The organism is Paracoccus lutimaris, assembly GCF_003337565.1.
Lineage (GTDB): Bacteria > Pseudomonadota > Alphaproteobacteria > Rhodobacterales > Rhodobacteraceae > Paracoccus > Paracoccus lutimaris.
Genome location: NZ_QPJL01000001.1, coordinates 225,166 through 248,125 on the forward strand (window position 1 = coordinate 225,166; position 22,960 = coordinate 248,125).

Annotated in this window: 19 protein-coding genes; 14 read left to right on the forward strand and 5 right to left on the reverse strand. The window is 63.9% G+C overall.

Annotated features, from left to right (window positions below):
• Positions 1-19 precede the first annotated feature (19 nt).
• The 4 genes from DFP89_RS01100 (at position 20) to DFP89_RS01115 (ending at position 5,814) form a co-directional block, all read left to right on the forward strand.
• Complete coding sequence (locus DFP89_RS01100) at positions 20-1,324, forward strand: AI-2E family transporter (RefSeq protein WP_114347533.1); 1,305 nt, start codon at positions 20-22, stop codon at positions 1,322-1,324.
• A 3-nt stretch (positions 1,325-1,327) separates the two neighbouring features.
• Entirely contained in the window at positions 1,328-2,017 is a 690-nt protein-coding gene (locus DFP89_RS01105) for a P-loop NTPase family protein (protein WP_114347534.1), read from the forward strand.
• A 28-nt stretch (positions 2,018-2,045) separates the two neighbouring features.
• Positions 2,046-4,211: an RNA degradosome polyphosphate kinase gene (locus tag DFP89_RS01110; protein WP_114347535.1), complete on the forward strand. Its 2,166-nt coding sequence runs from the start codon at positions 2,046-2,048 to the stop codon at positions 4,209-4,211.
• A 67-nt stretch (positions 4,212-4,278) separates the two neighbouring features.
• Positions 4,279-5,814 (forward strand): Ppx/GppA family phosphatase, encoded by a 1,536-nt coding sequence (locus DFP89_RS01115; protein WP_114347536.1) that lies wholly within the window; start codon positions 4,279-4,281, stop codon positions 5,812-5,814.
• Positions 5,815-5,985: 171 nt separating this feature from the next.
• Here the strand turns inward: DFP89_RS01115 and DFP89_RS01120 are convergent, their stop codons facing one another.
• Entirely contained in the window at positions 5,986-7,035 is a 1,050-nt protein-coding gene (locus DFP89_RS01120) for a dipeptidase (protein WP_114347537.1), read from the reverse strand.
• A gap of 112 nt (positions 7,036-7,147) precedes the next feature.
• Between DFP89_RS01120 and DFP89_RS01125 the strand changes: the two genes are divergently transcribed.
• From DFP89_RS01125 to DFP89_RS20230, 3 genes are all read left to right on the forward strand, one after another.
• The gene (locus DFP89_RS01125) at positions 7,148-7,471 is read left to right on the forward strand and encodes an antibiotic biosynthesis monooxygenase family protein (RefSeq protein ID WP_114347538.1); all 324 of its coding nucleotides are present in this window, start codon (positions 7,148-7,150) and stop codon (positions 7,469-7,471) included.
• Between the two features lie 103 nt (positions 7,472-7,574).
• A complete protein-coding gene (parA, locus tag DFP89_RS01130; RefSeq protein ID WP_114347539.1) occupies positions 7,575-8,210 on the forward strand; it encodes a ParA family partition ATPase in 636 nt (211 codons plus the stop codon).
• Positions 8,211-8,307: 97 nt separating this feature from the next.
• Positions 8,308-8,619, forward strand: a complete 312-nt coding sequence (locus tag DFP89_RS20230; protein ID WP_181870206.1) for an I78 family peptidase inhibitor — start codon at positions 8,308-8,310, stop codon at positions 8,617-8,619.
• A gap of 3 nt (positions 8,620-8,622) precedes the next feature.
• Here DFP89_RS20230 and DFP89_RS01140 read toward each other — a convergent pair whose 3' ends face one another.
• On the reverse strand, positions 8,623-9,456 hold the full coding sequence (locus tag DFP89_RS01140) for a 2OG-Fe(II) oxygenase (RefSeq protein ID WP_114347541.1): 834 nt from the start codon (positions 9,454-9,456) through the stop codon (positions 8,623-8,625).
• Between the two features lie 103 nt (positions 9,457-9,559).
• On the reverse strand, positions 9,560-11,746 hold the full coding sequence (gene uvrB / locus DFP89_RS01145; RefSeq protein ID WP_114347542.1) for an excinuclease ABC subunit UvrB: 2,187 nt from the start codon (positions 11,744-11,746) through the stop codon (positions 9,560-9,562).
• A 174-nt stretch (positions 11,747-11,920) separates the two neighbouring features.
• On the opposite strand from uvrB, the gene DFP89_RS01150 reads away from it, so the two are divergent.
• Both DFP89_RS01150 and DFP89_RS01155 read left to right on the forward strand, forming a co-directional pair.
• Entirely contained in the window at positions 11,921-12,232 is a 312-nt protein-coding gene (locus DFP89_RS01150) for an ETC complex I subunit (RefSeq protein ID WP_114347543.1), read from the forward strand.
• Between the two features lie 130 nt (positions 12,233-12,362).
• The gene (locus DFP89_RS01155; protein ID WP_114347544.1) at positions 12,363-13,298 is read left to right on the forward strand and encodes an MYG1 family protein; all 936 of its coding nucleotides are present in this window, start codon (positions 12,363-12,365) and stop codon (positions 13,296-13,298) included.
• Positions 13,299-13,385: 87 nt separating this feature from the next.
• On the opposite strand, the gene DFP89_RS01160 is transcribed toward DFP89_RS01155, so the two are convergent.
• Both DFP89_RS01160 and DFP89_RS01165 read right to left on the reverse strand, forming a co-directional pair.
• Positions 13,386-14,195 carry a hypothetical protein gene (locus tag DFP89_RS01160; RefSeq protein WP_114347545.1) on the reverse strand — a complete coding sequence of 270 codons (810 nt, stop codon included), beginning with the start codon at positions 14,193-14,195 and terminating at the stop codon, positions 13,386-13,388.
• Between the two features lie 190 nt (positions 14,196-14,385).
• Positions 14,386-15,156 (reverse strand): Bax inhibitor-1/YccA family protein, encoded by a 771-nt coding sequence (locus DFP89_RS01165; RefSeq protein ID WP_114347546.1) that lies wholly within the window; start codon positions 15,154-15,156, stop codon positions 14,386-14,388.
• 385 nt (positions 15,157-15,541) lie between these two features.
• Between DFP89_RS01165 and DFP89_RS01170 the strand changes: the two genes are divergently transcribed.
• The 5 genes from DFP89_RS01170 to DFP89_RS01190 all read left to right on the forward strand — a co-directional run bounded on the left by DFP89_RS01170 (position 15,542) and on the right by DFP89_RS01190 (position 22,896).
• The gene (locus DFP89_RS01170; RefSeq protein ID WP_114347547.1) at positions 15,542-15,901 is read left to right on the forward strand and encodes a helix-turn-helix domain-containing protein; all 360 of its coding nucleotides are present in this window, start codon (positions 15,542-15,544) and stop codon (positions 15,899-15,901) included.
• A gap of 82 nt (positions 15,902-15,983) precedes the next feature.
• On the forward strand, positions 15,984-16,799 hold the full coding sequence (locus DFP89_RS01175) for an inositol monophosphatase family protein (RefSeq protein WP_114347548.1): 816 nt from the start codon (positions 15,984-15,986) through the stop codon (positions 16,797-16,799).
• 108 nt (positions 16,800-16,907) lie between these two features.
• On the forward strand, positions 16,908-18,293 hold the full coding sequence (gene mgtE / locus DFP89_RS01180; RefSeq protein ID WP_114347549.1) for a magnesium transporter: 1,386 nt from the start codon (positions 16,908-16,910) through the stop codon (positions 18,291-18,293).
• The gene (locus DFP89_RS01185) at positions 18,290-18,829 is read left to right on the forward strand and encodes a 5-formyltetrahydrofolate cyclo-ligase (protein ID WP_245948558.1); all 540 of its coding nucleotides are present in this window, start codon (positions 18,290-18,292) and stop codon (positions 18,827-18,829) included. The genes mgtE and DFP89_RS01185 overlap by 4 nt, the downstream gene beginning before the upstream one ends.
• Positions 18,830-19,257: 428 nt before the next feature.
• A complete protein-coding gene (locus DFP89_RS01190) occupies positions 19,258-22,896 on the forward strand; it encodes a vitamin B12-dependent ribonucleotide reductase (RefSeq protein ID WP_114347550.1) in 3,639 nt (1,212 codons plus the stop codon).
• The last annotated feature ends 64 nt before the right edge of the window (positions 22,897-22,960 follow it).

Below are 22,960 nucleotides of genomic sequence, written 5' to 3' on the forward strand. Positions count from 1 at the left end.
TCGACGGGGAGAACCGGCCATGCGGCTGACGACACAGAAGCAGGTCTGGTATTGGAGCGGGACCTTTGCAATCCTGTTCCTGCTGCTTTGGCTGGTGGGCAATGCGGTGATGCCCTTCATTCTGGGCGCGGCCGCCGCCTATCTCCTGGATCCGGTCGCCGACCGGCTTGAGGGGATGGGGCTTTCGCGCACGCTGTCGGTCGTGGTCATCACCATCATCGCGGCGCTGATCGTGGTCATGGTGTTTCTGGTCGTGGTGCCGGTCCTGGTGCGCCAGACCTCGGCCCTGATCGAGACCGCGCCGGCCATGGCCGAGCAGCTGATGCAGTTCCTGCGCACGCGCTTTCCGCAGGTCTTTACCGAGGGCAGCACGATCAACAATGCGCTGACCGATGCGGCGCATAACCTGTCGTCGCGGGCGGGGCAGCTTTTCAGCACCGTTCTGGGCTCGGTCATGGGCGTCGTCAGCATGCTGGCGCTGGTCGTCATCGTGCCGGTCGTGACCTTCTATCTGCTGCTGGACTGGGACCGGATCGTGGCCCGTCTGGACGAGCTTTTGCCGCGCGAGCATGCCCCCGCGATCCGGGGCATCGCCACCGATATCGACCGGGCGCTTTCGGGTTTCGTGCGCGGACAGGGGCTGGTCATCCTGATCCTTGGCACCTTCTATTCGGTCGGGTTGGGGCTGGTGGGTCTGCCCTTTGGTATCGCCATCGGGGTGATGGCGGCGTCGCTCTCGTTCATTCCCTATGTCGGCGTGATCATCGGCGGCGCCACTGCCATCGGGGTCGCGATGTTCAGTTTCTGGGACCAGCCGATCTGGATCGGGGCCGTCGTCGCGATCTTTGCCATCGGCCAGATGGTCGAGGGCAACTACCTGCAACCCAAGATCGTCGGCTCCAGCATCGGGCTGCATCCGATCTGGCTGATGCTGGCTTTGTCGGTCTTTGGCACGGTCTTCGGCTTTGTCGGGTTGCTGGTCGCGGTGCCGGTCTCGGCGGCGCTGGGGGTGCTGGTCCGCTATGGGGTCGGGCGCTACAAGGACAGCTCGATCTATACCGGGCGCGAGATACCTGCGCCGCCCGCGCCGCCGACGCGGGTCGAGCTGGTCGCGCGCGGCACCGCCGCGCAGGAACGCCAGCAGGCGCAGATCTCGCATGAACGGGCCCTGGCCGAGCTGCACCGCGAGGAACATCTCTCCGAGCTTCTGGACGAGCATCAGCGCCGCCAGAAGATGGGGGCTCTGCCCGATGCCGAGGGGCCGCCTTCGCCCGCAGAGCTTTGGGCCGAGGATGGGCAGGGGCCGGCTGGCAAGGGCGCCTGACCCTTGGCACGCCAGCTGACCCTGGACCTGACGATGCCGCCAGCATCGTCTCGGGACGATTTCCTGACCACCGGCGCCAATCGCGACGCGCTGGCGATGCTGGACGCGCCGGAGCGCTGGCCGCAGGGACGGCTGATGCTGATCGGCGGCCCCGGCGCGGGCAAGTCGCATCTGGCCGGTTTCTGGGCAGCCGAGCGTGACGCCCAGATCGTGCAGGGCTGGACGCTGAATGCTGGCAATGTCGATGAGCTGATGCCCATGGGCGGCGCCGTGGTGGTCGAGGACGGCCATGAAATCGGCGGCAATCCGGCGGCGGAACAGGGGCTGTTTCACCTGTGGAACCTGACCGGCGCCCGGCAGGGGCTGCTTTTGATCACCGCGCAACTGCCGCCGCGCGACTGGGGGATCGTGCTGCCCGACCTGCGCTCGCGGCTGGACACGGCGGCGCAGGCGGTGCTGCCGCCCCCGGACGAGGCGCTGCTGCCCGCCGTACTGGTCAAGCTGTTTGCCGACCGCCAGATTCAGGTCGCGCCCGAGGTGGTCGACTGGCTGGCGCTGCGCATGGACCGCGATCTGGATCTGGCGCGGCGTCTTGTCGCGGCCATGGACCGGGAATCGCTGGCGGATCGCCGTGCCATCACCCGCCGCCTTGCCGCCGAGCTTCTGGACAAGCTGGCCCCGCCTGACGCATGATCCCCGCGCCTTTCCCGACCCGAGCGACATGACCCAATCCGATTTCCTGAAATTCCCGTTCCCCGTTCCCACCAAACTGGCCGAAGGCCCGCCCGAGGGCCCCTCGCGCTTTTTCAACCGCGAAATCAGTTGGCTGGCGTTCAACTGGCGGGTGCTGGACGAGGCGCGCAATCCGCGGGTGCCGCTGCTGGAACGGCTGCGTTTCCTGTCGATCTCGGCCACGAACCTTGACGAATTCTATACCGTCCGCGTCGCCGGCCTGCGCGAACTGGTCCGCGAGGGGAACACCACCCTCTCTGATGACGGGCTGACGGCGGCCCAGCAACTGGCGCTGGTCAATTCCGATGCCCGCCGCCTGATGGGCGCGCAGCAGGCGGTCTGGAACGGGCTGCGGCGCGAGCTGGAACTGGTCGATATCACCATCCTGTCGCGCTCGCGCGTGACCCGCGCCGAAGAGGAATTCCTGCGCCGGCATTTCGTCGAACAGGTGTTCCCGGTGCTGTCGCCCCTGGCCATCGACCCGGCGCATCCGTTCCCCTTCATCCCGAATACCGGCTTTTCGCTGGCGCTGGAACTGGCGCGAGAAAGCGACGGGCGGCGGATGCAGGCGCTTTTGCCGATCCCCCAGCAGGTTGCGCGCTTTATCCCGCTGCCGGGCGGCAAGCGCTTCCTGCGGCTGGAAGACCTGCTGCTGATGCATCTGCCCAGCCTGTTCCCCGGCTATCGCGACATCGGCCATTGCGCCTTTCGGGTGCTGCGCGACAGCGACCTTGAGGTCGAGGAAGAGGCCGAGGATCTGGTCCGCGAATTCGAGACGGCGCTGAAGCGCCGCCGCCGTGGCTCGGTCATCCGGCTGAAGATCACTTCCGGCGCCCCCGACCGGCTGCGCGGCCTGATCATGGAGGAATTGCAGGTCAATCCCGAAGAGGTCGTCGAGGTCGAGGGCCTGCTGGGCATGGCCGATCTGCGCGAGCTGATCCTCGACAGCCGCCGCGACCTGCAATGGCCCAGCTTTACCCCGCGCGTGCCCGAGCGGGTTCAGGACCATGACGGCGACATGTTCGCGGCGATCCGCCAGAAGGACATGCTGCTGCACCACCCCTATGAGACCTTCGACATGGTGGTGCGGTTTCTGGCGCAGGCGGCGCGCGACCCCGATGTGCTGGCGATCAAGCAGACGCTTTACCGCACTTCGCGCGACAGCCCGATCGTGGACGCGCTGTGTGAGGCCGCCGAATCGGGCAAGTCGGTTACTGCGCTGGTGGAACTGAAAGCCCGCTTCGACGAGGCTGCCAATATCCGTCAGTCGCGGCGGCTGGAACGCTCGGGCGCGCATGTCGTCTATGGCTTCGTGAACTACAAGACCCATGCCAAGATCAGCGCGGTCGTCCGGCGCGAGGGCGACCAGTTGGTCACCTATACCCATTTCGGGACCGGCAACTATCACCACATCACCGCCAAGGTCTATACCGACCTGTCGCTCTTCACCTGCGATGCGGCGCTGGGGCGCGATGCGTCCAAGGTGTTCAACTTCCTGTCGGGCTATGTGCAGCCGGACGGGCTGGAAAACATGGCGATCTCGCCCATCGACATGAAGGAACGCCTGCTGGAGCTGATCGCCCGCGAGGCCGATTTCGCCACCCGTGGCCGCCCCGCCGCGATCTGGGCCAAGATGAACAGCCTGATCGAAAAGGACGTGATCGACGCGCTTTACGCCGCCAGCCAGGCCGGGGTGCGCATCAATCTGGTCATTCGCGGCATTTGCGGGCTGCGCCCCGGCATCAAGGGCCTGTCGGAAAACATCCGCGTAAAATCCATCGTCGGCCGGTTTCTGGAACATTCCCGCATCGTCTGTTTCGGCAACGGCTTTGGCCTGCCCTCGAAAAAGGCGCGGGTCTTCATCAGCTCGGCCGACTGGATGGGCCGCAACCTGTCGCGCCGGGTCGAGACGCTGATCGAATGCTTCAACGAGACGGTCAAGGCGCAGATCACCAGCCAGATCATGGCCGCCAACATGGCTGACGAGGCGCAAAGCTGGCTTTTGCAGCCCGACGGGCGCTACCTGCGCTATTTGCCCGCAGGGCGGGACGATCTGTTTTCATGTCACAGGTTCTTCATGGAAAACCCGTCTCTTTCGGGGCGTGGGACGGCCGGAGCCCGCGACGTTCCGGCGCTGACGCATTCGACGGATTGACGCAAAGGGCGAATTGCCCCATCCAGCTTCTACCGCCCGATGCGGTAACGGAATCGAGAGGAACCCGATGAACGGTGTCGTGACCGCAAGCGGAGAAACCATCGAGCCCTTTGGCCGCTCGTTGTTCGAGCGCGCCTCGGAGCGGGCGCTGAGCCGCGTGGGCGTGGTCGATGTCGGGTCGAACTCGATCCGGATGGTGGTCTTTGACGGGGCCGCGCGCTCGCCCGCCTATTTCTACAATGAAAAGGTGATGGCGGGTCTGGGGCAGGGGCTGGCCGCGACCGGCATGCTGAACCCCGAAGGCGCGGTCCGCGGCATGGCGGCGCTCAAGCGCTTTGCCGCACTGGCCGAGGGCATGGGGATCAAGCCCTTGACCTGCGTGGCCACCGCTGCCGTGCGCGAGGCCAAGGACGGCCCGGCCTTTCGCAAGGCGGTCGAAAAGGAAACCGGGCTGAAGCTCTGGGTCATCGACGGCGAGGAAGAGGCGCGGCTTTCGGCGCAGGGCGTGCTTTTGGGCTGGCCCGAGGCCAGAGGGCTGGTCTGCGATATCGGCGGCAACTCGATGGAGTTGGCCGAGGTCGCCAATGGCAAGGTCGGCCGCCGCATCACCACGCCGCTGGGCCCGTTCCGGCTGCAACAGGTCAAGGGCGGCGAGCAAGGGTTGCGCGACCATATCCGCAAGATCATGGAAGAGGCCGCCGAAAAGCTGGGCCGGGGGCATGAGCAGATCTATCTGGTCGGCGGCTCGTGGCGGGCGATCGGGCGGCTTGACATGCTGCGCACCGACTATCCGATGACGGTCCTGCACGAATACCGCATGAGCCCCGAGGCCGTCGTGCAGACGGTGAAATGGATCGGCGGCAAGACCGTGGCCGAGATGCGCGCCGCCACCGGCATTTCGCAAAGCCGGATGGAGCTGGTGCCGCTGGCCAGTCTGGTGCTGAAACAGCTGGTCGAAAGCCTGAAACCGAAATCGCTGGCGGTATCGTCCTATGGCATCCGCGAAGGGCTGCTATACGAACAGATGCCCGAAACCCTGCGTCTGCGCGACCCGCTGATCGAGGCGGCGCGGTTCTCGGAGCGGCAGATGGCGCGGATGCCGGGCTTTGGCAAGAAGCTCTATCAGTTCCTGCTGCCGCTGTTTCCCAAGGTCCCGCCCGGGCGCGACCGGCTGATCCGTGCGGCCTGCCTGCTCCATGACACCACCTGGCGCACCCATCCCGATTACCGGGCGGATGCCTGCTTCGATAACGTCACGCGCGCCAATATGGCGGCGCTGTCCCATCCCGAGCGGGTGTTTCTGGGCCTGTCCCTGCTGCACCGCTATAAGAACAGCCACTCGAATTCGCCCATGGCGCCACTTTTCGCGCTGCTGACCGATCAGGAAACCCGTGACGCCGAGGTGCTGGGCAAGGCCATGCGCTTTGGCGCCATGTTTTCGGTCAAGGATCCGGCCGAGGCGGGCGAATTGCTGCTGCATCCCAAGAAGAAGGTGCTTGAGCTGCGCTTGACCAAGACCGGCCGCGCGCTGATGGGCGAGGTGGCCGAGGCCCGGTTCCGGGCGCTGGCGACCGCGATGGAGCTTGAGCCGGTGATCGTCTAGCACCCCCGCCAGCCCCGGGGGCGCGCCGCATGGGCAACTTTACTGATGTCCAAACGGACAGGTTCTTTTCTCGCACAAGTTGTGGCAGATTTTTGCTTACGGGAGGAGTGATCCAATAACGAGTTCCTGTTGATTGTAACGGATCGCTACCTCCCGCTACCTTCTCCCCCGTCAGCCCCCCCAGCTGCGTTCAAGCACGCCAAGCCAGTTGCGCCAGGCGATCTTTTCGGTCAGCTCGCGGCCATAGCCATGGTCCAGCATCGCCTGGATCAGCCCTTGCAGGGCGCTGGCATCGGCCAGATCGGCGGGCATCTCGGCACCGTCGAAGTCTGACCCCAGCGCCACGCCCTCCTCGCCCAGATGCGCCAGCAAATGGTCCAGATGGCGCAGCATGATGTCATAGCCATGCATCGGCGTGCGCAAGCCCTCGGGATGCAGGAAGCCGATGGCATAGTTCAGCCCGACCAGCCCCTTGGTTTCCGCGATCACCTGCAACTGCCGGTCGGTCAGGTTGCGCGAGCTGGGCGCGACGGCATGGGCGCAGCTATGGGTGGCGACCAGCGGCGCGTCCGAGAGCGCCACGATATCGTCAAAGCCCTTTTCGTTCAGATGCGACAGGTCCAGCATGATGCGCAGCTGGTTGCATTCGCGCACCAAAGCCTTGCCCTCGGGGGTCAGCCCCGGCCCGGTATCGGGCGATGAGGGGAAGGCGAAGGGCACGCCATGGCCATAGCGGGTCGGGCGCGACCAGACCGGCCCCAGCGAGCGCAGGCCCATCGCGTGCCAGACATGCAGCGCGTCCAGATCGGCAATCGGCTCGGCGCCCTCGATATGCATGATCGCGGCGATGCGGCCGGCGGCCATGGCGCTGCGGATATCGGCTGCGGTCTTGCAGATCGTCAGCGTCCCGGTCCGCTCCATCGCCATCAACTGCCCGGCCTGCGCGAAATCATGGGGCAGGGCCACGGAAAGCTGCACCTCCTCCGGCAAAGGCAGGGCAAAGGGCGGGTTTTCCTTCATCAGCGCATGGATGGCGGAATCGGGGTCGGGGCTTGAGGGCACCCAGATCGCGAAGAATCCCCCCGCCATGCCGCCCGCCCGCATCCGGGGCAGGTCAATATCGCCGGTCCCGTCGCCTTCCAGCCACAGCGCGTCGCGCGCGGGGCCGGCCTCGACCATACGTTGCAGAAAGTCGTTATGGCCGTCGAAAACGGGAATCATGGGCTGTCCTTTCGCTTGTTGGCCGCAACCATGGCCCAGCAGGAAAATCGCTGCAACCTGCGCGGCTTCGTCGTAAGCTTGATGTGAAGCCAGGCAAGCAGGAGGCCCCGCCATGACCCGCATCAGCAAGGATTTCGATGGTCAGACCGTGATCTGCACCTTTGACGTCACCCCCGGATCTGCGCAGGACGTGGTCGACGCGCTGGCAGAGGCCTATGATCAGGTCATCAGCCGCCAGCCGGGCTATGTCTCGGGCGCGATCCACCTGAACGACGCCCAGACCCGCATCGCCACCTATTCGCAATGGCGCGACCGGCGCGACTATCAGGCGATGCTGCGCAGCGCTGAAATGCGCGAAAGGAACCGCGTCATCCACTCGATGTGCCGCCATTTCGAGCCGGTGATGTACGAGGTCATCGACACCTGGCAGCGCTGATGTCGCAGCGCATGCTGCGGTTGCGAAAAAGCCGTGCATTACCCGCATATACTGCCTAGTCTGCCTGTGAAACAGACTGGCGCAGACCGGAACGGAGGGGGACATGGCAGGACGGGTAATCACCGTCGCCCAGCAAAAGGGCGGCTCGGGAAAGACTACGGTGGCGGTAAATCTGGCGGTGGCGCTGCGCGGACGGGGGCAGTCGGTGGCGCTTCTGGACACTGATCCGCAGGGCAGCATGGGGCGCTGGTATCTGGAGCGGCTGGAACGGCGGGGCGAGGATGAGGCGCTGGAATTCGGCACCTCCTCGGCCTGGGGGGCCAGCTACGAATCCGAAAAGCTGAAAAAGCGCTTCGACTACGTCATCATCGACACGCCCCCCAAGATCGACAGCGATCTGCGCCCGGCCTTGCGGGTGGCCGATCTGGTCGTGGTGCCGGTGGCGACAAGCCAGGTGGATCTCTGGGCGACCGAGGGCGTGCTGGATCTGGCCCGGCGCGAGAAATGCGACACGCTGATCGTCCTGAACCGTACCCGCGCCCATACCCGCCTGACCGGCGAGGTGGCCCAGGGCGCCGCCGATCTGGGCGCCGAGGTGGCGGATGCGCAGCTGGCGAACCGGGTGGCCTATGCGGAATCGCTGGGGCAGGGGCAGGGCGCGGGCGAAAGCGCGCGCAATACCACCGCCCGCGCCGAGATCGAGGCGCTTCTCGACGAGGTTCTGGGCCGTCTCGGCTAGGTTTCGCCGATCCTCAGGTTGCAGTCCGGCCGGCGCGGAACCCGCGGCGCTGCAGCGGGTTTTGTCCACGATGTTTGCTAACAGGAGATATTCCGCGATGAAATCGTTTATGCCCTTGATCTTGTCGGCGCCGTTGCTGCTGGCCGCCTGTGCCGATGCGCCGGGCGGCCGCGATGCCGTCCTGGGCGAAGAGGTCACCAATGCCGACGGCACCACCAGCGTCGATAGCTGTGGCGCTGCGGGTTATGCCGGTCTGGTCGGTCAGACCAACCCAACGATCAGGGTCGCCGAGGGCACGCCTTATCGCACCTATCGCACCGGCGATCCCGTCACCTCGGATTTCTCGCTCAAACGGCTGAACTTCGAATATGACCGGAGCGGCAAGCTGCTGCGTGTGACCTGCGGCTAGGCCTCAGAACCCCAACCGGCGCAGCGGGCCGATCAGACGCCGATACATGATCGGCGGGACGATATCCTGCAAAAGCTCGTTGCGCCGGGTCTCGCGATCCGCCTGGTCAATGCTGCCCGGGCGCGGCTTGAACAGCGTCGTATGCGAGCGTTTCGTGCCATCCCATGTTGCGGTATAATAATACAGCGCCAGCGACATGCGCGGTTTTCCCTCGGGGTGATTCACCGGAGTCGGATTGCCATGCCATGTGGTCGAACCGGTGTTGAAGCAAACCATCCGGTTGAACTGGGGGACAAAGCTCTCGACCATCTCGGTCATCTCGTGGTTCCAGATCTCGAATGAGCCACCAAAGTCCTTGCTCCAATTTTTGTTTAAATAAATCAGAACGTTAAGACGTCTTTCAAGATTCAATATAGCGTTGTGATTGAAGTCGGCGTGAATATCCAGATGGCCGCCATTCCCGACGACATGGACACCGCCACCAGCAAAATAGGGATCCGGGATCAGCCCCTTGATGCCGGTCAGGTTTTCAAGAAATTGCACGAATGGCCTTGAGTTCAGGACATAAAACAGATTTCTCGTATACGGGGGCAGCCGCTCAGGCACGTAACTGGTCTTCAGCTTTTCCTGCGGACGGTTAAAGCTGGTTTCAGCCTCGGGCAGCGCCTGCAGTTCCGAAATGACCCGGTCCAGAATCTCTGGCGGCAGAAAATCATCAAATCCGCCATAGGGATATGGCTGCTTGTTGCGATAAGATTCTGATGCGCTCTTTCCAACAGCCTTTGCAACCTCGGGATCCAGTTGAAGTGTATCGGGATCCATCGCGAGAACGGACATAATAACCTCCAAAATCAGCTGAGCGTCATGCGACAGCGCCAGTTTCGCATAAAAGGAAACCGGCCTCGCCTGTCAGTTTGGACAGGTCGGATCATCTGGAATATCAGCGCTGTCGCCTGGATCGCTTGTTGCCGCCGCGCTGCCCGGCCCGCCCCGCGCTGGAGCGGCCCGAGGCGTTGACGGCCGCCTCGGCGGCCTCGTCGATGGCCGATTGCCGGGCCAGCGGATCGTCAGCCACCGCCAGCTCGACCGCCTCAAGCCGCTTGACCTCGTCGCGCAGCCTTGCCGCCTCTTCGAATTCCAGATTCTCGGCAGCCTTTCGCATCTGCGCGCGCAAGCCGTCCAGATGCGCGGCAAGGTTCGCGCCGACCATCGGCCGGTCCAGCTTGGTGGTGATCCGCGCCTGATCGGTATCGCCCTGCCAAAGCCCGGCCAGAACGTCATCGACATTCTTGCGCACGGTCTGCGGGGTGATGCCATGAACCTCGTTATAGGCCTGTTGCTTGTCGCGGCGACGCTCGGTCTCGGCCATGGCGCGCTGCATGCTGCCGGTGATCTTGTCAGCATACATGATGACGCGGCCCTCGGCATTGCGCGCCGCGCGGCCGATGGTCTGGATCAGCGAGGTTTCCGAACGCAGGAAGCCCTCTTTGTCGGCATCCAGAATGGCGACAAGGCCGCATTCAGGAATATCAAGACCTTCGCGCAACAAGTTGATGCCGACCAGGACGTCGAATGCGCCCAGCCGCAGGTCGCGCAGGATCTCGATCCGCTCGATCGTGTCGATGTCGGAATGCATGTAGCGCACGCGGATGCCCTGTTCATGCAGGTATTCGGTCAGGTCCTCGGCCATGCGTTTTGTCAGCGTGGTGACCAGGGTGCGATAGCCGGCGGCGGCGACCTTGCGCACCTCGTCCAGCAGGTCGTCCACCTGCATCTCGACCGGGCGGATCTCGATCTGCGGGTCGATCAGCCCGGTGGGGCGGATGACCTGTTCGGTAAAGACGCCGCCGCTTTGGTCCATTTCCCATTGCGCGGGCGTGGCACTGACAAAGACCGATTGCGGGCGCATGGCGTCCCATTCCTCGAATTTCAGCGGCCGGTTGTCCATGCAGCTCGGCAGGCGGAAACCATGCTCGGCCAGCGTCGATTTGCGCCGGAAGTCGCCGCGATACATGCCGCCGATCTGCGGCACGCTGACATGGGATTCATCCGCGAAAACAATGGCATTGTCCGGGATGAACTCGAAAAGCGTCGGCGGCGGCTCGCCAGGCGCGCGGCCGGTCAGATAGCGCGAATAGTTCTCGATGCCGTTGCAGACGCCGGTTGCCTCAAGCATTTCCAGGTCGAAATTCGTGCGCTGTTCCAGCCGCTGGGCTTCCAGCAGCTTGCCCTCGTCGTTGAACTGTTTCAGCCGGGTCTGCAATTCGGCGCGGATGCCCTTGGTGGCCTGCTGCATGGTCGGGCGCGGCGCCACGTAATGGCTGTTGGCATAGATGCGGATCTGCTTGAAACTGTCGGTCTTGGCCCCGGTCAGAGGGTCGAATTCCGTAATAGATTCAAGCTCGTTTCCGAAGAAGTCAAAGCGCCAGGCGCGATCCTCGAGGTGGGCGGGCCAGACCTCGACCACATCGCCGCGCACACGGAAGCCGCCGCGCTGGAAGGCGGCGTCAAGGCGGCGATATTGCTGGGCGACCAGCTCGGCCAGGAATTCGCGCTGATCGTAGAGCTGGCCGACGATCATGTCCTGGGTCATCGCCGAATAGGTCTCGACCGAGCCGATGCCATAGATGCAGCTGACCGAAGCCACGATGATCACGTCATCGCGTTCCAACAGCGCCCGCGTGGCCGAGTGGCGCATCCGGTCGATGGCCTCGTTGATCTGGGATTCCTTCTCGATATAGGTGTCAGAGCGCGGCACATAGGCCTCGGGCTGGTAATAGTCGTAGTAGCTGACGAAATACTCTACCGCATTTTCCGGGAAAAACCCCTTGAATTCGCCGTATAATTGTGCGGCCAGGGTCTTGTTCGGGGCAAGGATGATGGCCGGGCGCTGCGTCTCTTCGATCACCTTGGCCATGGTATAGGTCTTGCCGGTGCCGGTGGCGCCCAGAAGCACCTGATCGCGCTCGCCATCCCTGACGCCCTGCGCTAGTTCGGCAATGGCGGTGGGCTGGTCGCCGGCGGGCTGGAACTCGGAATGCATGACGAAACGCTTGCCGCCCTCAAGCTTGGGGCGGGTCACCTCGGGAAAGCGGGCGACGGGGGCGCCGGTATTGTTATGGCCCATGGTTTCACCTTTGTTCTGGCCCTCAATCTGGCGCTTTCGGGACGTGATGCAAGCCCTTCGCGATGCATTCGCGCCATGGCGGGGGTGAAAAACGCGCGCTGCGGCAATGCCCCGTCTTGATCCGGGCCGCGCCATCGGGGATAACACGCCAAGCAAGAACAGAGGGTTCCCGCCATGCGAGTCCGCATCTACAAGCCTGCCCGCAACGCCATGCAATCGGGCATCGCGCGCACCAAGGAATGGGTGCTGGTCTATCCCGCCGCCGATGCGCGCGAGATCGACCCGCTGATGGGCTGGACCAGCAGCGACGACACCCAAAGCCAGGTCCGCCTGCGCTTCGAGACCCGCAAGCAGGCCGAGGATTACGCGCGCGAGATGGGACTGGATTTTGAGGTGACCGAGCCCCATGCCCGCGCCGCCAATATCCGCCCCCGCGGCTATGGCGAGAATTTCGCCACCGACCGTCGGGCGCCCTGGACACATTGATGCGGCTTGCCCGACCGGGGCGGTTTCGCGTGATCCGCAAGCCTCGTCCGGTTTCCAGCACGGGCCCCGCAAGGTGCCAGATTTCCGTGACCGCCCGCCGGGCGGTCATCTCTTTTTCCGGAGACCGCAGATGGCCATCGACTTTCTGATCACCCATTCCGGCGGTTTCCATGCCGATGAGCTGCTGTCCTCGGTCGTCCTGACGCGCCTTTACCCAAAGGCCCGCCTGATCCGCACGCGCGACGCGGATTGGCTTACCCCCGCCGCCGATCGGGTGATCTATGACGTTGGCCGCGACTACGATGCCGGCCGCCAGATTTTCGACCACCATCAGAAGGACGCGCCGCTGCGTCCGGACGGCCAGCCCTACAGCTCGTTCGGCCTGGTCTGGCATCATTTCGGCCGCGACTATCTGTCCGCGCTGGATGTGCCCAAGCCCGATGTCGAAGGCATCCACGCCGCGTTCGACAGCGATTTCGTGCTGCCGGTGGATCTGATGGACAATGGTGCGCTGAACCCGGCGGCGGCCGGTCCGTTGCTGGCCGACCTGACCCTGCCGATGCTGCTTGAAAGCCTGAAGCCGGTCTTCGATGACCGCGCCCCCGATGCCGATGATCGCGCCTTCGGGCTTGCGCTGTCGGTCGCCCGCGCCTTCGTCGAGGCCGCGATTGCCCACAAGGCCGCAAAGCGTCGGGCCGAAGGCATGGTTCTGGCGGCAATCGCAGCCGCGGGCGAAGGCCGGATCCTTGAGCTGCCGATGGGTATGCCCTTCCGTTCGGCGGTGGTCAAAGCCGGGGCCGACCAGCTGCTTTTCGTCATCCACCCGCGCGACACCGACTGGACCCTGACCGGCATCCGCCGTGACGAGGACGGCTTTGCCCTGCGCGCCGATCTGCCGGAGGCCTGGGCAGGCCTGACCGATGCAGCCCTGGAAGAGGCGTCGGGTGTCAGGGGGGCAAGGTTCTGCCACAATGGACGGTTCATCGCCGTCGCCGACAGCCGCGAGGCGATCTTGCGCATGGCCGAGCTGGCGGTTGCAAGCGCCGAAAACCTTCAGGCCGCGTAACGGGCGCTCTGGCGGCCCGATCGCGCGTCATGATCGGGGCTCCGGCCCCGATCGGTTGCGGCGATGCGGGACGGGGTGGTCGCCGCGCTATTCGACATCGGGCGGCAGGGGGATCCCCGCGCTTTCCATCGACCATTCATAGACCCGGGTATCGGTCCGGAACGCCCAGATCCGGGCCGAGCCGATATCGATGATCTCGGTCACCACCACGCACCACAATATCGAAAGCAGGATGCCCGGCCAACGTCCCTTGCGCTGGGTCAGGCCAAACTGATAGCCGACCGCCGCCGCGCCCAGCACGCTCATCAGCAACAGCAGTCCGATCACCTGCAGCGGCATCCGGTATTCCATCGCCAGCCGCATCGCGGTCGAGGAATCGAAGGCGTTGTTGACGGCATTCATCATCGAACTGGTCGCCGGCGTCTGGCTTTCCTGAACGCGCCGCGTGACATCCGCCCAGATCTTGTTCTGCAGCGCATTCGTCTGGGCGTTGATATCCTGGATTTCGCCGGTGAGCCGGGTCGCCCGCACATAGCGATAGCGCAGTTGCAGATATTGCCCCAGATCGGCCGCGATGCTTTCAGCCTGATCGCCCCCCACCGCACCGGCCTGCATCATCGCGGTGCCGATGGCGTTGACCTCTTCCAGGGTCGCACCCATCCGCATTTCATAGCGCGAGGTCGCAGCCGAGAGATTGAGCGCCAGCACGAAGGCCATCAGACCCAGCAGGCTGCCAACGACCAGATTGGCCCCCTCATCGGCGCGGTCGCCGATCACCTTGCGCCGGTGCTGACCCACGCGCCGCCCCAATGCGATTGCAAACAGCAGGCACGCAAGATACGTGACAAAGAACAGCGTCTGGCTGGTCTGCAAAATCTCGTAAAGATACTCGATCATTTGACTTGATCCACAAGGCGTGAATGCGTGCGGGATGCGCGCAACTGGAATATCCGCAGATTATTCCGCCCGTGCAAAACAGCAATGGCGACGTGGCCGGCCGTACTGCGACATTCGCGCCGCGGCAAAGAAAAAGCCCCGCCGGTTCTGTACCGGCGGGGCCAAATCGAAGCGCGGATCGCTTTGCGCGTTATTCCCTGTTCCCCATGAACTGCAGCAGGAACATGAACAGGTTCAGGAAGTCGAGGTAAAGCTGCAGCGCGCCCATGATCGCGGCCTTGCCAAGGAAGTCGCGGTCGGAATTGGCCAGTTGCAGATAGGTGTTCTTGATGTTTTGCGTGTCAAAGGCGGTCAGGCCGGCAAAGATCAGCACACCAATCGCCGAGATGGCGAATTGCATGGCGCCGGATTTCAGGAAGATGTTCACGATCGAGGCGACGATCAGGCCGATCAGGCCCATCATCAGGAAGGTGCCCATCCCCGACAGGTCACGCTTGGTCGTGTAGCCGTAAAGCGACAGACCGGCAAAGGCGATGGCCGTGACCAGGAAGGTCTGGATGATCGAGAACGAGGTATAGGACACGAAGATCCAGCTGATCGAAACGCCCATCACCGCCGCGAAGGCATAGAACAGCGTCGTCGCGGCCTGCACCGACAGGCGGTTCAGCGCGGCGCCAAAGGCAAAGACCATGACCAGCGGCGCGAACATCACCACCCATTTCAGCGGCGACAGATACAGGCTGGCGCCGATCTCGGTCAGGTATTTGCCGTTCCCCAGCGCGTATTGGGTCGGGACCTCCGACAGGGTCAGGCCCGACATGCCCCAGGCGGCGCCGGCGGTGACCAGCATGCCCACAGCCATCAGGCCGTAAACCTTGTTCATATAGGCGCGCAGGCCCTCGTCCACGGCAGCCGAGCGCGTCGCGGTCCCGGCCGTGCGGATCGTATTGTAATCTTGCATGGGTACTCCCCGGTCAGAATTCGCGGTGCGGCCCGAACGGCCCACCATCCACGCAGATATTGGCAGAGACGGCGGCATTTTCAATGCGATCTGGTCGGGTTTCCGCCCCTTTGGGGCGAAAATCGGCCCCTGTTCGCGATCTGGCGGCGATCGGCGGGCTCCGGAATCCCGAACTCTGCGGGTCGGCATGACAGAATCGCTGCAAAACAGCGGCTTCCCTCGATTCACGTCAAAGTTGCGTTTGGGCGCTCCAGAGCGGCGCAAAGTCAGGTTCTCGTCCGCGACACCCGCCATACTATTGTCTTTTTCGTCAGGTCGTCACGATCAAGCTCGAAAATTGCGCCAATCTGATGTAGCACCACTTTAAATTGAGTGAGGTGTTACCATGAAACATAACGTCGATGTTCATGTCGGTAAGCGTATTCGTCATCGCCGCTGGATGATCGGAATGACCCAGCAGCAGCTTGCCGAAAAAGTTGGAATCAAGTTTCAGCAGATCCAGAAATACGAGACCGGAATGAACCGCGTCTCGGCTTCGCGCCTTTGGGATATTGCCCAGGCGGTCGAGGTGCCGGTCAGCTTCTTCTTTGAAGGGCTGGACGACGGACATCTGCATGATGCGGTCGAGGGCGATATTCTGGCCGACAAAGAGGCGCTGCAATTGGTGCGTGCCTATTACGCCATGCCCGAGGCGCAGCGCCGTCAGATCTTCGAACTGGCACGGGTTCTGTCGGACGCCGCCTGAAGCACGCGCTGCGGCTGAAAGCCTTTCGCTTTCACCCGCATGCGGCTAAACCTGCCCCAGAAATTTGACAGCGGGGCAGGGCATGGCAAGCGACAGGAACGGGCTTTCGATCGAATTGCAGGACCGGATCGCGGCAGTGGCCCATGAACTGGCCGATGCCGCGCGGGTCGAGACGCTGAAGCTGTTTCGCAGCCCCGGACTTCGGCCCGACAACAAGGCTGTGTCCGGCTTCGATCCGGTGACCGAGGCCGATCGCGCGAGCGAGCGCGCCATGCGTGGCATTCTGGGCGAAAAACGCCCCGAGGACGCGATCCTGGGCGAGGAATACGGCGCTCAGCCCGGCGAAAGCGGGCTGACCTGGGTTCTTGACCCGATCGATGGCACCCGGGCCTTCATGTCGGGTGCCCCCAGCTGGGGCGTGCTGATCGGTGTCACCGATGCGCGGGGGCCGGTTTATGGCATCATTGACCAGCCGCATCTGGATGAACGCTTCGAGGGCGGCTTTGGCCGTGCCGCGCTGATCGGGCGCGGCCAGCATCAGCCCTTGGCGACGCGGCGCGGCATCGGGCTGGCGCAGGCCACACTGATGAGCACCTATCCCGAGGTTGGTACTCCAAGCCAGCATGCCGCCTTCCGTCGCGTGGCCGAGCGCGTGCAACTGGTGCGCTACGGGCTGGATTGCTATGCCTATGCGCTGCTCGCGGCGGGTCATGTCGATCTGGTGATCGAGGCCGGCCTGCAATCCTATGATGTTGCTGCCCCCATCGCCGTGATCGAGGCGGCGGGCGGCATCGTGACCGACTGGCGGGGCGGTCCCGCCCATGACGGCGGCACCATTCTGGCCGCCGGCTCGCCCGAGCTGCATGCCGAGGCGCTGGCCCTTCTCGGCCGAGACTGACGAGACTGACGAGACTGACAAGGGCGATTGAGGCCCCGGCGCGCTGGCCTTATGGTGCCGCCGAACCACCTGCCGCAATTGGTAAAGACGCCCGACAGGAGCCAGCCCATGACCGAGCCGCGCGACGCTGAAACCAACGCGACCGAGGATGATTTCCGGCTGAGCCAGCAGGATCTGGAAGCCATCGGCAAGGCCATCGACGAGGATGACGCCCCGGCGCTGGACGCGCTGCTGGACCCGGTCCATGCCGCCGACATCGCCGACCTGATCGAACAGCTTACGCCCGCGCGCCGGCGCGAGTTCCTGCAACTCTATAAAGGCGAGATCGACGGCGAGATCCTGTCCGAGATCGACGAGGCCATTCGCGACGAGGTCATCGAGCAACTGCCCCATGAGGTGCTGGCCGAGGCCGTGCGCGAGATGGACAGCGACGATGTTGTCGACCTGATCGAGGACATGGAGGCGCCCGAGCAGCAGGCAATCCTGGCGGCGCTGGACGAATCCGACCGCGCCGCGGTCGAGCAGTCGCTGACCTATCCCGAATATTCGGCCGGCCGCCTCATGCAATCCGAGGTGGTGACCGCGCCCGAATACTGGACCGTGGGCGAGACCATCGACTTTCTGCGCCGCGAGGAATGGCTGCCCGACCAGTTCTATCACGTCATTCTGGTCGATCCGCGCCGCCATCCCATCGGCTATGTGACGCTGGGCCGGCTGCTGGCCTCGCGCCGGGATATCGCGCTGCGCGACATCACCGAGGACAGCTTTCGCACCATCTCGGTCATGCAGGACGAAGGCGATGTCGCGCATGCCTTCAACAAGTATCACCTGATCTCGGCCCCGGTGGTGGACGAACATGACCGGCTGGTCGGCGTCATCACCATCGACGATGCCATGTCCGTCCTGGACGAGGAACACGAGGAAGACATTCTGCGTCTGGCGGGGGTTGGTCTGGAAAGCTCGATCACCGACAGTGTCATCGAGACCGTGCGCCAGCGCGTGCCATGGCTGGCCATCAATATCGTGACGGCGCTGGTCGCGGCCTCGGTCATCGCGCTGTTCGAGGGCGCCATCGCCCAGCTGGTCGCGCTGGCGGTGCTGATGCCCATCGTCGCCTCGATGGGCGGGAACGCGGGCACCCAGACGCTGACTGTGGCGGTGCGCGGTCTGGCGACGAAAAGCCTGAACCGGGCCAATACATTGCGCATCGTGCGCCGCGAAATGGCGGTGGGGCTGGCGAATGGCGTGCTGTTCGGGCTGGCCATGGGGATCGTGACCTATCTGTGGTTCCACGATCCCAAGCTTAGTCTGGTGATTGGCATGGCGATGATCGTGAATCTGTCGGCCGCGGCGCTGGGGGGGATCCTGATCCCGCTGGGGCTGGAAAAGGCCGGGGCGGATCCGGCGCTGGCCTCGGGGACATTCGTGACCACGGTGACCGATGTGGTGGGCTTTTTCACCTTCCTGGGTCTGGCCTCGGTGATCCTGCTGTGAAGTCCGATCTGCGCAAGGCGGCGTTGAAGGCGCGCGGGCAGGGCGGTGACGACGCGACGCTGACCCGCAACCTGGTCGCGGTGCTGGCGCCCCATGCCGGCAAGGTTCTCGCCGGATACTGGCCGATGCGCGACGAGGCCGATCCGCGCCCGGCCATGGCGGCGCATGACGGGCCGGTCTGCCTGCCGGTCGTGATCGGTCCGGCGCGACCGCTGGTCTTTCGGCGCTATGACGGCCGGCTGGAGCCGGGCGGTTTCGGCACCAGCCATCCGCCCGCCGATTCGCCCGAACTGCGCCCCGATGTGCTGATCGTGCCGCTGGCCGGTTTCGACCGTACCGGCAACCGATTGGGCTATGGCGGCGGCTTTTACGACCGCACGCTGGCGGCTTTGCGCGCCACGGGACAGGTCACGGCCGTTGGATTCTCCTATAGCGTGCAAGAGATTCGCGCGATTCCCGCCGAGGTTACGGACGAGATTCTGGACCTGATCGTGACCGACCGGGACGTCATTCTGCCGCAGGCGAAAAAAACCTGAGCCCTTTGGGCCGGAACGAAGCCGCAACTACCCCTGTGGATAAGCCTGTGGAAACCGGGTGTATTGCTGCGCGGAAATCCGCCGGATCATTCGCAATTTCGTCACAGAGCAAGTTGTCCCCAGGATTAACGGTGCAGATGCAGCATGAGGTTTTGCCGGTATTTCCTGCCGAATCCCGTCCCCGGGATCGATAAAATTTATGTTGAAATGCGCGTGATATCACGGCAGTTTGTGTCACAAGCCCGCATGGCCACAACATTTGGTGTGATGAACGATATTCACCCAGCGGCGCGGTCGGCGGCAGACAGGTTCAGAAATACGGTGATCGGGGGCGGCCAGCAGGGCAGCCCGGCTTGCGCCCAAGGGCGCAGGACGAGGCGTCATGCGCTTGCCCCGGCACCCAGACAAAAACGAGGGGCTTCAGGGATATGCGGATCGAACGGCGTTTCACCACGGCTGAGGGCGGGGCCTACGGCAATCTTGCCTTTACCACCACCACCAGCGAAATCCGCAATCCCGATGGCAGCGTCGTCTTTCACAATGATGCGGTCGAGGTGCCCCAGGGCTGGAGCCAGGTCGCCTCGGACGTGATCGCGCAGAAATACTTCCGCAAGGCGGGCGTGCCCGCGCGGCTCAAGCGCATCAAGGAAAAGGGCGTGCCCGAATTCCTGTGGCGCTCGGTCCCTGATGAGGACGCGCTGGCGAAACTGCCCGAGGATGCGCGTTACGTGGGCGAGGTCTCGGCCCGGCAGGTTTTTGACCGTCTGGCCGGCGCCTGGGCCTATTGGGGCTGGAAGGGCGGCTATTTCACCAAGGAAGACGACGCCCGCGCCTATTACGACGAGATGCGCCACATGCTGGCGCGGCAGATGGCGGCCCCGAACAGCCCGCAATGGTTCAATACCGGGCTGCATTGGGCCTACGGTATCGACGGTCCGGGGCAGGGCCATTTCTATGTCGATTACAAGTCGGGCAAGCTGGTCCGCTCGGACAGCGCCTATGAGCATCCCCAGCCCCATGCCTGCTTCATCCAGTCGGTCAGCGACGATCTGGTGAACGAAGGCGGCATCATGGACCTGTGGGTGCGTGAGGCGCGGCTGTTCAAATACGGCTCGGGCACGGGCACCAATTTTTCGTCCCTGCGTGGCGAGGGCGAGAAACTGTCGGGTGGCGGCAAATCTTCGGGGCTGATGGGCTTTCTGAAGATCGGAGACCGCGCAGCCGGTGCGATCAAATCGGGCGGCACGACCCGGCGCGCGGCAAAGATGGTGATCTGCGACATGGATCACCCCGACATCGAGCAGTTCATCAACTGGAAGGTCATCGAAGAGCAGAAGGTCGCCTCGCTGGTGGCTGGCTCCAAGATGCACGAACAGAAGCTGAACGAGATCTTCGCCGCGATCCGTGGCTGGGATGGCAGCATCGAGGATGCGACCGACCCGACCCGGAACGCGGCGTTGAAATCGGCGATCCGCGCCGCGAAACGCGCCATGATCCCGGAAACCTATGTCAACCGGGTTCTGCAATATGCGCGGCAGGGATTCGATTCGATTGAGTTTCCGACCTACGATACCGATTGGGACTCGGAAGCCTATATCTCGGTCTCGGGGCAGAATTCGAACAACTCGGTGCGGGTGACCGACAGCTTCCTGCGCGCCGTGCGCGAAGATATGCCGTGGGAGCTGGTGCGCCGCACCGATGGCAAGATCGCGCGGACGGTTTCGGCCCGCGAACTTTGGGACCAGATCGGCCATGCCGCATGGGCCTGCGCCGATCCGGGCATCCAGTTCCATGACACCGTGAACGCCTGGCATACCTGCCCCGAGGACGGGGCGATCCGCGGCAGCAATCCCTGCAGCGAATACATGTTCCTGGACGATACCGCCTGCAATCTGGCCTCGATGAACCTGTTGCGTTTCTGGGATGGCGAGGAATTCGACGCGAACGGCTATGTCCATGCCAGCCGGCTGTGGACCATCACGCTGGAAATCAGCGTGCTGATGGCGCAGTTCCCCAGCAAGGAAATCGCGCAGCGCAGCTATGATTTCCGCACGCTGGGTCTGGGCTACGCCAATCTGGGCGGCCTGTTGATGAACATGGGCTATGGCTATGACAGCATCGAGGGCCGGGCGGTCTGCGGCGCGCTGACCGCGATCATGACCGGCGTGGCCTATGCGACCTCGGCCGAGATGGCGGCCGAGCTGGGGCCGTTCCCCGGCTACAAGAAGAACGCCCGCCACATGCTGCGCGTCATCCGCAACCACCGCGCTGCTGTCCATGGCACCGGCAGCTATCAGGACGTGAACGTCCGCCCGGTCGAGCTGGACATGGCCAATTGCCCCGACCTGCGGCTGGTCGCGCTGGCCCAGGGCGCCTGGGACGAGGCGCTGAGCCTTGGCGAAGAGCACGGCTATCGCAATGCGCAGGCCACGGTGATCGCGCCGACCGGCACCATCGGTCTGGTGATGGACTGCGACACCACCGGGATCGAGCCCGATTTCGCGCTGGTCAAGTTCAAGAAATTGGCGGGCGGCGGCTATTTCAAGATCATCAACCGCTCGGTTCCCTCGGCGCTTGAGACGCTGGGCTATGGCTCGGCCCAGATCGAGGAAATCGTCGCCTATGCCGTCGGCCATGCCAGCCTTGGCAATTGCCCCGGTATCAACCATGCCAGCCTGATCGGCCACGGCTTTGGCCCGCGCGAGCTGGAAAAGGTCGATGCGGCGCTGGCCTCGGCCTTTGATATCCGCTTTGTCTTCAACCAGTGGACCTTGGGCGAGAGTTTCTGCCGCGAGACGCTGGGCATTCCGGCCGAAAAGCTGAACGACCCGACCTTTGACCTGCTGCGGCATCTGGGCTTTACCAAGGCGCAGATCGAGGCGGCGAACGATCATGTCTGCGGCACCATGACGCTGGAAGGCGCGCCGCATCTGGACCCCGCGCATCTGCCGGTCTTTGACTGCGCCAATCCCTGCGGGCGCAAGGGCAAGCGCTATCTGACCGTGGACAGCCATATCCGCATGATGGCGGCGGCCCAAAGCTTCATCTCGGGCGCGATCTCCAAGACCATCAACATGCCCAACAGCGCCACCATCGCCGATGCGCTGGCCGCCTATGAGCTGAGCTGGTCCTTGGGCATCAAGGCCAATGCGCTGTACCGCGACGGCTCCAAGCTGAGCCAGCCCTTGGCCGCCGCGCTGGTCGAGGACGACGAAGAGGCCGAAGAGATCCTGGCCAGCGGCACGCCGCAGGAAAAGGCCACCGTCATCGCCGAAAAGATCGTCGAGCGGATCATCGTCAAGGAGGCCGTGCGCAGCCATCGCGAAAAGCTGCCCCAGCGCCGCAAGGGCTATACGCAAAAGGCAGTTGTCGGCGGTCACAAGGTCTATCTGCGCACCGGCGAATATGACGATGGCGCGCTTGGCGAGATCTTCATCGACATGCACAAGGAAGGCGCGGGCTTCCGCGCGATGATGAACAACTTCGCCATCGCGGTTTCGGTCGGGCTGCAATACGGCGTGCCGCTGGAGGAATTCGTCGACGCCTTCACCTTCACCCGGTTCGAGCCGGCGGGCATGGTGCAAGGGAATGACAGCATCAAGAACGCGACCTCGATCCTGGACTATGTGTTCCGCGAACTGGCGGTCAGCTATCTGGACCGCACCGATCTGGCGCATGTGAAGCCGCAGGGCGCAGCCTTTGACGATCTGGGCGGCGGCGAGGCCGAGGGCGCCAATGTCGCCCCGGTCAGCGATCAGGCCGAGCTGAAATCGCTGACCATGCTCAAGCAGATCAGCAGCGCCGGTTATCTGCGCAAGCGCCTGCCGCAGGAGCTGATGGTCCTGCAGGGCGGGGTCTCGACGGCGGCGGTCTCGACCGGCATGGCCGAGGCGGCGGCCAGCTATCAGGTGGCCGCGGTCACTGCGACCGGCATGGACGCGCGCACCAAGGCCAAGATGCAGGGCTATGAGGGCGATCCTTGCGGCGAATGCGGCAATTACACGCTGGTGCGCAATGGCACCTGCATGAAGTGCAATACCTGCGGCGGAACGTCGGGGTGTAGCTGAGGCAGAAGAAGAATACATGTAGCGTAACCCATAAATTGGCCATTCCGGAAGGCGAGTTGTCCAT

Bases quoted from the DNA above. Each gene is read 5' to 3' on its own strand.
- DFP89_RS01100 (WP_114347533.1), top strand. From the start codon at position 20: ATGCGGCTGACGACACAGAAGCAGGTCTGGTATTGGAGCGGGACCTTT.
- DFP89_RS01110 (WP_114347535.1), top strand. From the start codon at position 2,046: ATGACCCAATCCGATTTCCTGAAATTCCCGTTCCCCGTTCCCACCAAA.
- DFP89_RS01115 (WP_114347536.1), top strand. From the start codon at position 4,279: ATGAACGGTGTCGTGACCGCAAGCGGAGAAACCATCGAGCCCTTTGGC.
- DFP89_RS01120 (WP_114347537.1), bottom strand. From the start codon at position 7,035: ATGATTCCCGTTTTCGACGGCCATAACGACTTTCTGCAACGTATGGTC.
- DFP89_RS01125 (WP_114347538.1), top strand. From the start codon at position 7,148: ATGACCCGCATCAGCAAGGATTTCGATGGTCAGACCGTGATCTGCACC.
- parA (WP_114347539.1), top strand. From the start codon at position 7,575: ATGGCAGGACGGGTAATCACCGTCGCCCAGCAAAAGGGCGGCTCGGGA.
- DFP89_RS20230 (WP_181870206.1), top strand. From the start codon at position 8,308: ATGAAATCGTTTATGCCCTTGATCTTGTCGGCGCCGTTGCTGCTGGCC.
- DFP89_RS01140 (WP_114347541.1), bottom strand. From the start codon at position 9,456: ATGTCCGTTCTCGCGATGGATCCCGATACACTTCAACTGGATCCCGAG.
- uvrB (WP_114347542.1), bottom strand. From the start codon at position 11,746: ATGGGCCATAACAATACCGGCGCCCCCGTCGCCCGCTTTCCCGAGGTG.
- DFP89_RS01150 (WP_114347543.1), top strand. From the start codon at position 11,921: ATGCGAGTCCGCATCTACAAGCCTGCCCGCAACGCCATGCAATCGGGC.
- DFP89_RS01155 (WP_114347544.1), top strand. From the start codon at position 12,363: ATGGCCATCGACTTTCTGATCACCCATTCCGGCGGTTTCCATGCCGAT.
- DFP89_RS01160 (WP_114347545.1), bottom strand. From the start codon at position 14,195: ATGATCGAGTATCTTTACGAGATTTTGCAGACCAGCCAGACGCTGTTC.
- DFP89_RS01165 (WP_114347546.1), bottom strand. From the start codon at position 15,156: ATGCAAGATTACAATACGATCCGCACGGCCGGGACCGCGACGCGCTCG.
- DFP89_RS01170 (WP_114347547.1), top strand. From the start codon at position 15,542: ATGAAACATAACGTCGATGTTCATGTCGGTAAGCGTATTCGTCATCGC.
- DFP89_RS01175 (WP_114347548.1), top strand. From the start codon at position 15,984: ATGGCAAGCGACAGGAACGGGCTTTCGATCGAATTGCAGGACCGGATC.
- mgtE (WP_114347549.1), top strand. From the start codon at position 16,908: ATGACCGAGCCGCGCGACGCTGAAACCAACGCGACCGAGGATGATTTC.
- DFP89_RS01190 (WP_114347550.1), top strand. From the start codon at position 19,258: ATGCGGATCGAACGGCGTTTCACCACGGCTGAGGGCGGGGCCTACGGC.